Genomic DNA, 15,087 nt, shown 5'->3' on the forward strand with positions numbered 1-15,087 from the left:
AATTAAAACTTAATGTTCACACCCAGGTTGAGGATTCTTTGCTGCGGATAAAACTGACCGCTCGTGCTATTTCCCTCAGGATCGTAATCTTTCACACCGGTAATGGTGAACAGGTTGAATGCACTTGCATACACACGCAGCGTAGAAATACGGAGCTTCGATAAAGCAGCTTTTGGAAGGGTATAGCCGAATTCAACGTTTTTAAGCCTCACGAAAGAAGCATTGTTCAACCAGAAATCGTTTTTGTAAAGTCCGCCATTGATCGACGATGACGCACGCGTATCCGCTCTCGGGTAGCTGCCATCCGGGTTGGTTGGGCTCCAACGATTGTCGGCCCAGCTGCTGTAAAAGTTACCGATCTGGCCCGATTCAGGAAGGACGTACTGGCTTACCATGCCTTGTCCCGCAAACACTACTGAAAGGTCAAATGCTTTGTAACCACCATTGAAAACCAGTCCGTAAGTCAGCAGGGGCACATTTCCGTAGTCCGATCTAACCTGGTCGTCAGCGGTGATCTTGCCATCCTTGTTGTAGTCATCCAGGATCAGGTCACCCAGCTGAGCGCCCTGCAAATGAGGGTATTGGTCAAGGTCTGCCTGGGTGCGGAAGATGCCCAGTGTCCGGTAGTACAGGTCGCGGTAAAGCGCTCCCCCGGTTTGACGCTGATAATCCAACGTCCCCGGAGCTTCGTCGATGAATACGATCTTGCTTTTGGCATATGTTACATTGCCCGAAATCGAGTAGCGGAAAGTTCCTGCGTGGTTGTATCCCAACGTCGCTTCAAAACCATTGCTATTCACTTTTCCCAGGTTTTGATCGGGTACCAAAGGAGTACTGCCATCCGTTTTATAAGGGTTTACGATACCCGAAGTATTTGGAATGGACGCGTTTCTTGCCGCGAGGATATTTGATCTTTTTTGGCTGAAATAAATGACTTCAATATTGAAGCGTTTCAGTACAACCGCATTCAAACCGATATCCATTTTTTTGGAAGTTTCCCAGGTAATGTTCGGGTTGGCCAGTTTGGTCAGGTCAATTCCCGGCGTGATCACATTCGATCCGGTCACGTACTGGTTGTTGAACGAGTAATTGTTGTAGTACTGGAATTGTCCCACATTATCATTACCCAATGAGCCATAAGAAGCTCTGATTTTCAGGTCGTCGATGAAATTCACGCCGTTTTTAAACCAATCTTCTTCCGAAATCCGGTAACCGGCCGAGACCGACGGGAAGAAACCAAACTGATTTCCTTTTGGAAAAACGGATGATCCGTCTACACGCGCCTGGACTTCCGCCAGATATTTTTCATTGAAATTGTAAGCGATCCGGCCAATGAAGCTTTTGCGGGTAAAATTGTAGCTGCTTCCTGAGTTGTTTTTGTCAGTCGCCGCCGCGCCACCTTGCGAAAGTTCAGGCGTGGAAGCGGTAGGGTAGTTGATCCGGCTTGCGTCGAAGGTCGCTTCATTACGCTTATTCTGCTCATAGGCCACAAATGAATTCACATTGTGTTTACCGAACTGGTGAACATAGCTCAGGCGAATGTTCTGGGTAAGGTTGGTAATATTGATCTGTTTCTGTGTAAGAGAAGCTTTACCAGCAGATCCTCCGGTTACCACACCGTTGTAAACATCCTTGGCGCTGTCATAATTGTAAAGTCTGTAGGGAATGCTGAATGTCTTGGTAAAGTTGAACGACTTGTCGACCGAGTAAAACCCGTCAACCGACAGTCCTTCGATGAATGGCAGGTCGTAACTGGCACGTACGATACCATTGAAAACAGACGTTGGGTTAGAGCTTGTTCCGCCCATATCCGTTCCCAAAACCACTGGATTGCTGTTTTCTACACCGGTTGAGTAGTTGCCATTCGGATACCTGGCAATGACAGTCGGGTATGCCCGGTAAATGGAGCGGAAGGTATTGCCCGCCGAAGAAACCGGAAACTGACGGTTCTCCTGACGACCTGAAAGTGACAGGCTCACTTTGAAATCTTTGGTAATGTTCGCGTCTACATTAGAACGGAAATTGTACTGCTTGTACTTGGTAGCCCCGTTTTTGTATAACCCATCCTGGTAGATAGTACCGAGCGACACATAATATTTTACATTGTCAGTACCACCATTAATGCCCAGATTGTGCTGGTTTTGCAGCGCAAAGTTTTTCAATGTCTCCTTCTGCCAGTTGGTATTCGGGTAATTGATCGGATCAGAACCATTTTTGAACTTTTCAATTTCTTCCGCAGTGTAAAACTGGTTCATGCCACCTGCCGGATTGTTGTAGTAATCAATCTCGTTCATAATGGTCGCATAGGTAGGCGCGTCGGCCAGACTGGGCAGGCGGGTGGGGGAGGAAAAGCCCTGATTGAAGCTATATGAAATGACAGGTTTGCCCGTAGTACCTCTTTTGGTCGTTACCAGGATCACACCATTCGCAGCGCGGCTTCCGTATACAGCGGCCGAGGCATCTTTCAAAATAGAAATGCTTTCAATATCATTCGGGTCCAGACGTTCCAATCCGCCGACCTGGCCGGGAATACCGTCCACAACGATCAAAACGTCATTATTTCCCGTAGAAGCAAAACCGCGTACCGTGTAGCTGGAACCGTCATAACCCGGCTCACCGCCACGGTTATTGGCCACGAAACCCGAAAAACGTCCGGCCAGCGAGTTGGAAAGGTTGGGCTGCGGGCTTTTTACAATGTCCGAGCCTTTTACTTCTGATACCGAGCCTGTTAAAGTTGCCTTTTTCTGAGTACCATAGCCGACAACCACGATTTCTTCCAGTGTTTTATCATTGTTAAGCAACTTCACATCGATCTGGCTTCGGTTTGCAACCGCAAATTCCTGCGCGATGTAGCCAATGTAAGTGACCACAAGCGTACCCGAAGCGTCTGGCAGATTGAGTGAGTACTTGCCATCAACGTCCGTAGTGGTACCTGTGGAGGTACCTTTCAGGATAATACTCGCTCCCGGAAGTGCTTCTCCGTTGTCGGAAGTGACAGTTCCTTTCACATTGAATGATTGTCCAAAACTCAGCGAGGAAAGCATCAAAAAAAGGATCGAGAAAAGTCCGTGTCTCCACGTGATTCCTGCCTCTTGATGAGGGGGCTGATGCAGGATAGGTTTTTGATGAAAAGATTTTTTCATACAGAACTGATTAGTGATGGAAATAATTGGCCTAAAAACAGAGCAGATTTTTTATAAACTGATCAATCAAAAGTAGGATTATTTGAATGCCTGGGGCGGGGGACATTCTCACATTAAAGAGGGGGTAATTCAATAAAAAGGGCGCGATTTTTTGAGAATCGAGCCCTTGGTCGGAGAATATTATAATGGGTGACCTTAATTGTCCAATTTATTTTGGAAAACGTCTCGGTTCACCTGGAAATTTTCATGGAAAGGTCGCCGGAATTTTTTGACATATTCGGAAGGCCGCATGCCGAACAATTTCTGAAACTGCTCCCTGAAATATTTAATATCGTTGATACCGACCTGGTATGCCACTTCGGAAATGGTAATGTCGGTCGTGATCAGAATCTGGGCGGCCCTGCGCAGCCGGATAAAGCGAATAAAGCTGTTGGTTGACTGTCCGGAAATGGATTTGATCCTGTTGTAAAGTGTCGAATGGCTCATACCGATCTCAGCCGCCAGGACCTTGATCGTAAAACCAGGATCCGTCAAATGGCTCTCGACAATGCGGATACAATCTTTCAAAAAGTCTTTGTACTCCGAAGAGATCTTGAAATCGTTGGCCTGCAATGTGATCTCGTTGTAGAAATAGCGCTGCAGGTCGTTACGGTTTTTAAGGATCGCTCCTACCCGCGCCACGAGCAGCTCGGTGTCAAAAGGCTTGCTGATATAGTCATCCGCGCCGCCTTCAATGCCCTGCAAACGCACCTGCTGAGAAGTGCTCGCAGTGAGCAAGATCACGGGAATGTGGCTCACCGTCGTGTCGCTTTTCATTTGTTGGCACATTTCAATGCCCGTCATGCCTGTCATCATCACATCGCAGATCACAATGTCGGGTAAATGCTTTTTGGCCAATATCAAACCATCCTGGCCATTGTCTGCCTGCAAAAGTTTAAAAGTTTCTTTGAAAATCTGCCCGATATATTGCCTGATATCCGCATCATCATCAACGATCAGCATCACTTTTACGTCGGAACTCAGCTCGTCGACCACCATTTGTTGCCTGGATTTGGCAGTAGGGGTCATTATGATATCATCTGCCGAAAGTTCTTCCAGGAACACGGAGCCTCCTTCGGTTTGCAATGTGATTTCCTGATCAGGAACTAGGTCCGGGTGATTTTTAGGCAGTTCAATGCAGAAAACGGTGCCGCCTCCCCAATTAGGTTCATGCGAAATATGGCCAAAATGACTTTCAACGAAGGTTTTGGTTAAATACAGACCTATACCAAAACCTCCTTTCGAAGCAGCACGGCTATCCTGAAACTGATGAAACACCGAATAGATCTGGTCCTTGGCCTGCGGAGGAATGCCTGGCCCGGAATCCTTCACCAGGATTCGCACGTGCTGTTCCGTATCCGACAGTTCGAGACTGACTTTCCCGTTTCTGGGTGTAAATTTCAATGCATTAGAAACCAGGTTAAACAATGCAATTTCCAGCTTCTCACGGTCGCAGACTAATTCCAGCGCATCATTACCACAAATAAACTCGTACTCAACCTGCCTTTGTTCTGCCTGATGAATGAAGCATTGAAAAACTTCATAGGCGAGGTCGCGCAGATTATGAGAGGAGAGTTTGAGTTTGTCTGCTTTTAAATCCGCCTTCCTGAATAATAAAAGCTGGTCCACGAGGCTGAGGAGCCTTTTTGCATTGCGGTACACAATGTCGAGGCTACCATCCTGATTGCCGGAACTGTCTTTCAAAAGTTCTCTTACCGGGTTGATAATCAATGTAAGCGGCGTCCTGAATTCGTGGGAAATGTGTGTGAAAAAGGCCAGCTTTTTTTCGTTCAGCTCTTTTTCTTTTTGTGTTTCAAAATGGGCGAGCTGAATCTCGTATTTGAGTTTGGCTTGTCGCAATTTGTACAACTGATAAGAGTAAATAAGACCGATAATGACCGCCACGTAAAGCAAATAGGCCCACCAGGTTTGGTACCAAGGCGGCAAAATGCGGATTTCCAATGCAGCCGTATTCTCAAACCAGACACCGTCCTGGTTGGCTGTTTTGACCTTAAAATGGTATGTTCCTGCTGGCAGATAACGATACGTCGCCGAGCGCTCATCCTTCACATAGTTCCAATGTTCGTCGAGGCCTTCCAGTTTGTAGGCAAACCTGTTTCCTTCCGGAAAAGCATAGTTGAGTGACGTGTACTGAATTGAAAATACCGATTGTGTAGGTTGCAGCACCAGCTTGTTTTGGTCCGCAATGCCTTGTGACAGAATGGTTTCTCCGTCAATTTCCGCGCCGATCTCGACATTCCGGCCATAAAGCTGCAAGCCGGTAATCATTACTTTGGGTTGATAGGAAGACGTTTTTATGTCTTTGGGATAAAACAGGTTCCAGCCTTCGGTCCCGCCGAAACACATGAATCCATCTTTCACATTGTAAAGCGCGGAATTGGGGTTGAACTGACCTGCCTGCAACCCATTACTCTGGTCGTAGTTATCTATTTTGTTGTCGGTGAGGCTGATACTGGAAATCCCTTCATTGGTACTAACCCAAACTTTATCAACGTTCTCAGCCAGTATCGCATTGATTACATCATTGGCCAGCCCATTCTTTTCATTAAAATGTGTCGTCTGCTTTTTGACCGTGTCATACACCAACAACCCATTCCCCTCTGAGCCAATCCATAACCTTTGCCGGGCATCTACGTACAGCGAAAAAACAATGTGATTGGATAGATAGTCATCCTTTTTAGGATCATTAAAAAAGGACGTGAACCGCATACTCTTTACATCCAGGTAGTTGAGTCCGCCACCGTAGGTTCCGATCCATAAATTTCCTTTTTTGTCCTCTACGATCGCCCGCACATCATTGGAAGTGATGCTACTGTTGGACGGAACATAGTTTTTAAATTTCCCCGTTTTTCTATCCAGAAGCGCCAGTCCACTGCCATTAGTCCCGATCCAGATGTTCTTTTCGGAATCTTCAAAAATGGCCCTCACATCATTTCTGCCCAGGCTCGTCGGATCGGACGGGTCGTGCAAAAAGCGCTTGAATGAGTCCGTGGACTTGTTATATAAGAAGAGTCCCTGGGAGTAGCTTCCAAACCAAAGATCATTGCCGCTGTCCCGATATGCCGAAATAATCGCGCCGTCGGTCAGGCTGCCCGGCCGACCGTCCACTGTGTAATGTTTGACTACTTCGCCCGAACTTTTGGTTTTATAAATGCCGTCCCCGTCCGTTCCAAGCCATAAAAAACCGTCTTTGTCGATGCAAATGCCGTAGTAACGCAGGTAGCTTTCGGCGCGGTAGTCTTTTATTTTTTTATCAAACTTCCTGAATTTCTCGGCAATGCTGCTGATCAGGTACACACCCTCGCCATAAGTCCCCAGCCATATATTGGCATCCCTGTCCATATATATAGACTGGATCGAGCGCTGCGTGATACCTTCATGCTGCGAATCCGTAACCTTTTCGAATGCAAAGTCCGTTGGTTTGCGATTCTGGAATTCGCTCAGGTCCAGGCTGTACAAACCACCGTCCTGAACGCCTATCAGTAGTTTTTGCCGGTTATTTTCCTGAACGGAGAGATAAATATCACTGTGTAGCTGGGGTGAAACCTTCAAAATGTAAAACTTTCCTTCATCGCGTTTGAACAGGATGAGTCCTTTCGCCGACGCAATCCAGATGTTACCGAACCGGTCTTCATAAATATTGTTGATGCGGGCTTTCGGAACATCTTTCAGGTCCAGATTTGCCTTTGTGAGTTTTCTGTCTTTGCCAATCCTGAATACCTCCAATCCTGCGTCACGTGTGCCCAGCCAGAGCAGCCCGCGGGAATCTTCCTTTGCATTCAATATGGAATTTGTACCAAGCGACGCCAGCGTTTTTTGATTGTAATAAATAAAGCGCGAGTCTTTTTTGGTGAATAATGCAAAGCCAGAACCATTCAGCGATACCCACAAATTACCATCTCGGGCCTGCGAAATATCGCTCACGTCACTCCCCGAGCCATTTTTGTCCGGGTAGGGTGTATGTCTTCTGAATACTTCTTTTTGAGAAACGAACTCGTTAATACCATTCCGGGAGGTAGTCCAGATCGTGCCGTCCTTGTCGCGGAACACGGATTTAATGTAATTACCTGAGATGCTTTGCGGATCGTCGGGGTTGTGTTTAAAAACCTTGAATGAGGTGCCGTCGAAACGGTTAAGGCCGTCGCTGGTACCAAACCACATGAAGCCCGTGGTGTCCTGGACAATGCTGTTGACAATCCCAAACGATAAGCCTTCCTTTAACGAGTAGCGCAATACCCGGCCCGTCTCCTCCGCCTGAGCCATGCCATTGATAAAAAAGCAAAGCAATATCCCTACCAGCACATTTAAAGACCTATCGCTCAATAAGCCACGCCTTCGCCACATAATTTTTCAAGTTTTCTGATCAACATAGGTAGTAGGATCACTCTGACCGCTACTGCTATTTTGATACTAAAACTACAAATTATTACCTCCTAGAAAAACATTTCGGTACCTGGCGCGGATTAGATATCGCCGGTATTTATTCAGGGTTATCGTTTGATAATGACATGGCTGCTTTCAGTGCCGTCTTTGAGCTGAATTTTCAATAGGTACCGGCCGTTCATCAGATTCTTCGTGTTGATTTGTTCAACGGGGCCGCTGGCTTCGTATACATTCTCTCCGGCCAGGTCATAAATGTAGATTTTTTTAACCTGGCTATCGGTTAACAGCAATTGGAGTTGTTTGCCACCTTCTACCGGGTTAGGATAGACTATGGTTCCAGCACAGTCAAATTGAACGGATTGGATCTTGCTGTAAGCAAAACTTCCGTCTGTGTCGACCATTTTTAGCCGGTAATATACCAAGTTATGTGCGGGGCTGGGATCAGCGAAAGTATAATCTGTACTTTCAATGTCCGTGCCTTCGGTTAGCACACTACCAATTTGCTGCCAATCTCTGCCGGTTTGACTACGTTCAATTACAAAAAGTTCGCTATTGATTTCGCTGGCGGTACGCCAGGTAAGCAGGGCAGTTTGGCCTTCCGCATGAGCTTCAAAATTTTGAAGTACAACCGGTAAAGGAATACGCGGGTCTACTGCCGAAAAACAGCCTGCAAATTCCGGGAAGAAGCCATTAGTCTCCAATGTCGCCGGACTTACAAAGGTCCCTGTCGGATCTTCTCCAATGGATGCATAAAGGGCGAGATCTGGTGTCAAGTGCGCAAAAACATGTTGCGTCACATCATTTTGAAAAGTAACCAGGTAGTCATTCTCCCAAAAGCCTTTACAATCCAAATTAGGTAACAGGGTTTCAGTATCGCCGCTAATTGATGCGACTGAACAGGTACTTACATTAGCAGTTGCCTGTGCGGTTGATATTAAGTCCGGGCGGCCAGGATAGCTTCTTGTACATGTAACCTGATATTGCCCGGCACTGTAAACCTGGAAAGTATAACTGTCTTGACCAGCGACCATAAATCCCTCCTGGGTTTCATCCGTCCCCAATTTTTCCAACCTCAGAACCTGTCGGTACTGAATTCCGGTTGGTTGGACAGTTACAGTGATGTCAAAACAATGATTTTCCCGGTGGGCCTCAAAAGGAAAACAAGCATTCCCGCCATTGAAAAAGACATTAGGCGCTGGGGGGAGGGGCGGCGGCGCAGCCCGTATTAGTAATTAAGCCTTCTGCTATACCAAGTCCGAACCAAGGTAATATCAAGGGCGAAGCGTGCGGTGTGTTAAGATTATCACCTCTGCCATAGATAGCTGCAAAAGGTGTTTGACGGCCAGGCCCCATCACAGCATTGACGACTGTGGTGTTTAACATTTCCCTTTCGGTCTGTGTTGTTCTAGGGCCCTGGAAATCGATAGCGCTAAATGTTGGTACGAAAGCAAACCGAAACGTTTTGTCACTAAGAAATGCAATTACCCTATCCTCTACATAACTCACTCCACCGGGAAGGAAATCGTCATTGACTGAATTGTTATAGTTAATTGTTTTTAGGAGGAAGGTAGGGAATTTTGGAGGAATTTGTAAGACGGCTATTCTAAGGATCTGTTTGCTCTGCGAGAGATCATTAGTGTGAATATCGAAAGCCGTATTTCTTCTGAAACCGGGAACCCAACCCAGGACAATCCTGTCCCCATAATTAAAATCGTCGAAAAGAGATCTGTCTGAAGCGTCCATACTGCCATTGATCATGGCGATATTTCTGCATGTTGCGGGATATCCACCATTGCCGAGCGCTGTTAAGGCTGTGCGAAAAATGTCAAAATCGGGATGTTTGTTTCCGACACCTAAGTTAGGCTGCCCTCCCCAGTGCATGAGCATTTGCCGGGAGGAAGGCGCTTGCAAGGCATGGTAGTAATTAGCCCAAGTTCTGCTGAGTGCAAGCACAAGCAAATTTTCCATTACGTCTATGGGAATCTCCCAATACAGCTGAGTTAGCCCAATGGGAATATTAGCTCCCTGATGTGGGGTATCATGACATATTAAGTGGCTGACATGATGTTGCTGGGACGCATTTTCCATTTCTCTCAGCGCCCATCTTGAAACTAACCCACCCATACTTGTAGCTATTACAATCAGTTGGCTATTACCAACTTTAGTCTGATTGATTTCATTGATCACCGCCTTAAGGACTTGGGCATTGTTCTGAATGAAATCATGAGAATTTTGCCAGTCCAAGAAAACAGGGTCATAACCTTCAGCGGTGTAATCTTCCAGAACGCGTTGTTGGCCTCCTGTCCAAACTGCTTCCAGCTTATCCAGGTTTACATCCTCCCCGAGATCGGTTCCTTCTACAAGAAGAAGTGGCTTGTCGAAAACACCATCACAACCAAGAAGAATTCTGACATTGGCTCCTGGGACAGCGGAAGTACGATGGTTGGAACCGTTCCTATATGTGACTGTATCGAATGCTATCGGAGAGGTGGTAACCTGAAATTCTCTATTAGGTTTTTTTCGCTCGAATTGCATGACATTGACAACACTTTCAAACAAGTAGGATCCTTTAGGAGTTTGCAGCTTTATTTTGATAGCATTTTTCCCCAAGCTGTTGAATTTGTGATGAATCAATTGGTTTACAACTTTATAATTTGTAAATCCTTTTCCATCACTGAAATCAATTTCGATTGACTGAATGGAAGATGGGCGATTTGCGATCAAAAGATCGGGGCTTATTTTGAACTGTACCTCTGCCTGATAAACTTCCTCCTGTAAAACTGAAGCCGATAAGAAACGTATTCTTTCGTAATCTTGCGGGCTATTATTTTTGATACTATTCTTCTGCTCTGCTTCCTTTAATTGTTGTTCGTTCAGCAAAGTCCCTTCTACATCCAGAATACCAATGGGGATGATATTGTTCTTAGTTCTATTCTGGATGCTCGTTCCCGTTAAAAGTGAAAATTCTGGAAATATTTTTTGGTCTTTGACTAACTGTGCGCGAGAGAGCCTCACGTAAAGATTTTCCCAATTTTCGGCATTCGAAAATGTTTGCTTTTGATTTGGTTTTAGATTTCGAAACTGGTCTTGTTCGGCTGAATTAAACATGGACAAGTTTAGTAAGATGCCATTTTTGATCGCGGTGAGGTCTAATTTTGAAAGTTCAGTGTTGATCTTTTCCTGGTAAGTTGCACTGTTTTGGGAATAGGTGACATTAATGGCCAGAATAAAAAGGGAAATAAATACCGTTGTTTTTGATGAAGTGTAAATTTTATTCATTTTTAGCTGATTAGATGAAGATTTAAGCTACTTGTACAGTTTAAAATCGTATTGCGTCTTTCCGCCAATTTCTGCCGGGCAACAATAATTAATCTTTCTTCCATTAATATATAATTGCCATCCTTATCGGTAGTAATCCGTAGTAACCCTTTTTGACCCGATATATTCTTATATGCTACAAAAACGACGTCGATGCTATCGACACCATCCCCGCCGATTTCAGTTACCTGCCCATATACAGTACTGGTTCGAGAAAGCTTATCGCACCCTTGCAAGCTGATCAATGGCCATATTAATACAACCATTAGCTTTGACCAGGAAGGTCGTTTCGAATTTGATTGTGCTGATCTCATTTCCGTCAAATATGTATGAAATATGTAAGTAACCTGTGTTGTCTTAATGCTGGATTTAACAAACGGCGGGGATATTAATTATTTAATGGTAGGAATAAAAACGAGTGAATCCAATTCATTTTTAGCTGATTAGATGAAGACTGAAACTACTTGTACAGTTTAAAATCGTATTGTGTCTTTCCCCCAATTTTTGCCGGGCAACAATCATTTGTTTGTTTTCCATTAATGAATACTTCGTGTCCGCGGTAAATTTTGGTGAATTTTGGGTTTCCGCCAGTTGGAATAACAACGTTCAATTCTCCATACCCTTTGGGCACATCCACGGTTCCGCTATAATTACCATCTTTATCAGTTGTAATACGCAATAGGCCAATTTCACCAGAAATCATCTTATTTGCCGCAAACAAGACATCAATGCTATCGACACCAGACCCGCCAATTTCCGTTACTCTCCCATAAACAGTACTGGTGCGAGAAAGCTTATCACACCCCTGCAAGCTGATCAATGGCCATATCAGGATAATGATTAGCTTGGACCAGGAAGGTCGTTTCGAATTGGTTTGTGTTGATCTCATTTCTGTCAAATATGTATGAAATATGTAAGCAACCTGTGTTGTCTTAATGCTGAAATGATCAAGCGGTGGGGATATCAATTATTTAATGGTAGGAATAAAAATGAATGAATCCAATCCATTTTTAGCTGATTAGATGAAGATTTAAGCTATTTATACAGTTTAAAATTGTATTGTGTCTTTCCGCCAATTTTGGACGGACAACAGTCATTAGTTTTATCGCCGTTAACGTAAACTTCAAAACCTCGATAGACTTTGGAAAATTTCGGATTTGCACTGTATGGGATGATTATGGTCAACGTTCCATAGCCTTTAGGTACATCCACAGTACCGCTATAATTGCCATCTTTATCGGTTGTAACCCGAATTAATGCCTTTTCATCTGCAATGCTCCTGTATGCCGAAAACGTTACATCAATGCTGTCAACGCCAGCCCCGCCAATTTCAGTTACTCTCCCATATACAGTACTGGTTCGAGAAAGCTTATCGCACCCTTGCAAGCTGATCAATGGCCATATTAATACAACCATTAGCTTTGACCAGGAAGGTGGTTTCGAATTTGATTGTGCTGATCTCATTTCTATCAATTAAGTATGAAATGTATAAGTAGCCCGTGTTGCCTTCATGCTGAAATGATCAAACGGCGGGGATATTAATTATCTAACGGTAAGAATAATTTTAAGTTTACTTAGGGCTGAGATTAGTATTTTAATGAGTAAAAAAAAGTTGTTCAAAACACATCATAAAAACCCCAGTAAATAAAGAAAAATATCAAGGTCAGATATACGACATTATTCAGCGTCAAAAGCAATTTGGAAGGCATACGCCAGGTTTTTTGGCCAAAGACTTTGAAATTAATTCTCAAAAACGGGACGATGAGCAGTAGTAGGACGAAAGGAAGGTAGGCAGCTATGTTTTTCAACGAAAATTGAATGTCCTGGTAGGGAGCTTTACTATAAAATATAGCGGGGTTTCTTGTCAAAATGAACATATAATATAGCATTGGAATGCTGATAGCGAACAACATCAGTTTAAATCCAATGTAAGAATCCTGAATGCGGTCCGTTGTTTTTAGGCTTACCAAATAGCTGATTAAAAAATAGATAGCAGAAAAACCAAAAATTCCGCCACAGAAAAGCAGGAAAAGAAAAACGCGTTTGTCGTTTTGTGGGACTTTGTAATTGGCCAATCTTTCGTATTCCGCATTGGTCGGGAACAGCGAAGCAATTTCAATGGTATGGTCACCTTTGGCCAGTTCCTGTTTCAAATTGAATTTAACTTCCTTACTGTAATCATGGTAAAAATACAAGCTGAAATCTCCTTTTTCGAGATCCGCAACGGAGGAATACATGGTGCCGTCACCCATCTTTTCCCGGCATTCGTGCATGGTGTCTACCAATGCCAGGCAATAGTTTTTGGGCGTACCGGACTGGTGTTTATTAATGTACTCCCGGCCTCTTCGATACCGGTCCCAATCCAATCTTTTATTTTCAGGTGTTACCGACGGACAAAAGTTGGCAATAATGTATTTATCATCATTTCCTATTATTACCGTATCCGGTTCCATGATCAGGTAATGCCCCGATTTATCTGCGAAAAATAGCTCCCCATTGCTGATCCCGTGTCTGTTGTATTGGCTCGCATATTCCCTGACATCTTCCACAGTTTTGCAGTTTTGCATAATGTCTCTGACGAATGTCCTGAAATTGGTAACGTTTTTTTTCGACGGATCAACTTTGATATTTGCTTTATAAATTGTCAGTCCGTCAAAGGCCAGGCCAGCCTCATTCATTCCTCCCTGCGCGAAAAAATCGCTGTAGCTCACATATAATGCCCCTAATTTTCCCGGCGGCGCATTAACAAAAGTAATTCTGGATCCAGTCTTCCATGAATCTTCATTATTGCCCAAATAGGTCTTACCATTAATCGTTACTTTGCACATGCTGCACGCCACGCTATTGTGACTTAGCATTGGCATAAAAGCAATCAATAACACAACAAAAATACGGAGAGTCATCATCAGAGGAGTTTATTATCAGTAACTTATGATGTTCTTCAATTATTGTGGGAATGGGCTGTGGAAATTTTTTGGGTATACAGTTTGTTAACTCACATGAAATCAGGTACGAAAAACCTCATAACGCATGATTTGGAATGTATTTAAGGGCCTCGCCCTTGGTTTTTTGCTATTTATTTTTGGCTCCATCTTATGGCATCTGTTTGAAACAAGTCACATGAAGACCGTGTGGGTAAACAGTTGTGATGGCGCGGCTGGCCAAAGTTTAAAAGCGCTCAGTAAACTGGTGAAGAACAGCTGGTTCGAAAGAAAACATAACGACGTGCAAGTTATTTCTGATGGCCAATGCATGTTCTATAAGTTTTATCAAAAGCCAGGTGCATTATATTTTGGACAGGACATGGCGAGCGGACACCGAGTAGGTGTTGCGATGACCACAACTGAACTGCATCAGTTTGCAGACACAGTCTCTTCTCACACATCTTTTCAAAAGATGTTGGACTACCTGGCGGCAAGAGCGAAGACGCATCCCGCGCCGGCGCACAAGTTTTAGAAAGAATAGATAAAAGATTTCATTTAACCTTTGCAGAAAGCATAAAGCCCCATACTGCAAATGCTAAACAGCTTATTCCTGGAACAAGAAACAACATATTCCAATAGGGCGTTGTAAAGATAGAGGACATGATTGCCGTTGTGACCAGCAATGCTACAACCGCAGCTGCTCTAAATAAATTACGGCTTGCCGCTTCGCGGGAAATTGCCAGAAGCAGTACACTGATTGAGAGGATATCAAGCCCATCATGTCGCCATATATGGTCAGAATAAGTTGTCACTGCATTAACTCCGACTTCGGTTTGAAACATATTCATGAGAGCCGGGAAAAAGGTCGTGATCACGCCGAATATGAACCAGAAAGCAGCCATTGCGGTAAAATAAACTTTTGAAGGGTTGGGTTTTGTGTTTTCCATTTTGTTCGATTGCGAGTTACAGTTAGTGAGGGAGTTAAGTCTTTGATTATGGGTAGCTAATGTATTCAATTTACAAAACTCTTACTAACTTTTTTGAGCGCACAGTTGCCCAATCCCCCTGAAAACACAAAATGCCCTTAGCATTGCTAAGAGCATTTGTGACCAGAAGGAGAGTCGAACTCCCATACCCGAAGGCACTACCCCCTCAAAGTAGCGTGTCTACCAATTTCACCACCTGGCCGTGATTTTGTGATGCAAAAGTAATATTTTAATAATACGTCGCAAGACTTTGGCAGCATGTTTTTTGAATCG

The 15,087-nt window shown here is 44.2% G+C and carries 9 protein-coding genes and 1 tRNA gene; 1 reads left to right on the forward strand and 9 read right to left on the reverse strand.

What is annotated here, in order from left to right:
* Positions 1-2: 2 nt before the first annotated feature.
* From ON006_RS08250 to ON006_RS08280, 7 genes are all read right to left on the reverse strand, one after another.
* On the reverse strand, positions 3-3,143 hold the full coding sequence (locus tag ON006_RS08250) for a SusC/RagA family TonB-linked outer membrane protein (protein WP_244818951.1): 3,141 nt from the start codon (positions 3,141-3,143) through the stop codon (positions 3-5).
* A gap of 195 nt (positions 3,144-3,338) precedes the next feature.
* On the reverse strand, positions 3,339-7,547 hold the full coding sequence (locus ON006_RS08255) for a hybrid sensor histidine kinase/response regulator transcription factor (protein WP_244818950.1): 4,209 nt from the start codon (positions 7,545-7,547) through the stop codon (positions 3,339-3,341).
* A gap of 146 nt (positions 7,548-7,693) precedes the next feature.
* Positions 7,694-8,656: a T9SS type A sorting domain-containing protein gene (locus ON006_RS08260; protein WP_244818949.1), complete on the reverse strand. Its 963-nt coding sequence runs from the start codon at positions 8,654-8,656 to the stop codon at positions 7,694-7,696.
* Between the two features lie 118 nt (positions 8,657-8,774).
* Entirely contained in the window at positions 8,775-10,865 is a 2,091-nt protein-coding gene (locus ON006_RS08265; protein WP_244818948.1) for an esterase/lipase family protein, read from the reverse strand.
* Positions 10,866-11,364: 499 nt separating this feature from the next.
* Entirely contained in the window at positions 11,365-11,724 is a 360-nt protein-coding gene (locus ON006_RS08270; protein WP_244818947.1) for a hypothetical protein, read from the reverse strand.
* 215 nt (positions 11,725-11,939) lie between these two features.
* Positions 11,940-12,368 carry a hypothetical protein gene (locus ON006_RS08275; protein WP_244818946.1) on the reverse strand — a complete coding sequence of 143 codons (429 nt, stop codon included), beginning with the start codon at positions 12,366-12,368 and terminating at the stop codon, positions 11,940-11,942.
* A gap of 152 nt (positions 12,369-12,520) precedes the next feature.
* A complete protein-coding gene (locus tag ON006_RS08280; RefSeq protein ID WP_244818945.1) occupies positions 12,521-13,810 on the reverse strand; it encodes a carcinine hydrolase/isopenicillin-N N-acyltransferase family protein in 1,290 nt (429 codons plus the stop codon).
* 124 nt (positions 13,811-13,934) lie between these two features.
* On the opposite strand from ON006_RS08280, the gene ON006_RS08285 reads away from it, so the two are divergent.
* Complete coding sequence (locus tag ON006_RS08285) at positions 13,935-14,360, forward strand: hypothetical protein (protein ID WP_244818944.1); 426 nt, start codon at positions 13,935-13,937, stop codon at positions 14,358-14,360.
* A gap of 19 nt (positions 14,361-14,379) precedes the next feature.
* Here ON006_RS08285 and ON006_RS08290 read toward each other — a convergent pair whose 3' ends face one another.
* Entirely contained in the window at positions 14,380-14,775 is a 396-nt protein-coding gene (locus ON006_RS08290) for a hypothetical protein (RefSeq protein ID WP_244818943.1), read from the reverse strand.
* A 159-nt stretch (positions 14,776-14,934) separates the two neighbouring features.
* A tRNA-Leu gene (locus ON006_RS08295) sits at positions 14,935-15,016 on the reverse strand.
* Positions 15,017-15,087: the final 71 nt, after the last annotated feature.

The sequence above is a fragment of the Dyadobacter pollutisoli genome (assembly GCF_026625565.1).
Taxonomy (GTDB): domain Bacteria; phylum Bacteroidota; class Bacteroidia; order Cytophagales; family Spirosomataceae; genus Dyadobacter; species Dyadobacter pollutisoli.

Coding starts and splice junctions, on each gene's coding strand:
- ON006_RS08250 (WP_244818951.1), bottom strand. CDS start 3,143: ATGAAAAAATCTTTTCATCAAAAACCTATCCTGCATCAGCCCCCTCAT.
- ON006_RS08255 (WP_244818950.1), bottom strand. CDS start 7,547: ATGTGGCGAAGGCGTGGCTTATTGAGCGATAGGTCTTTAAATGTGCTG.
- ON006_RS08265 (WP_244818948.1), bottom strand. CDS start 10,865: ATGAATAAAATTTACACTTCATCAAAAACAACGGTATTTATTTCCCTT.
- ON006_RS08275 (WP_244818946.1), bottom strand. CDS start 12,368: ATGAGATCAGCACAATCAAATTCGAAACCACCTTCCTGGTCAAAGCTA.
- ON006_RS08280 (WP_244818945.1), bottom strand. CDS start 13,810: ATGATGACTCTCCGTATTTTTGTTGTGTTATTGATTGCTTTTATGCCA.
- ON006_RS08285 (WP_244818944.1), top strand. CDS start 13,935: ATGATTTGGAATGTATTTAAGGGCCTCGCCCTTGGTTTTTTGCTATTT.
- ON006_RS08290 (WP_244818943.1), bottom strand. CDS start 14,775: ATGGAAAACACAAAACCCAACCCTTCAAAAGTTTATTTTACCGCAATG.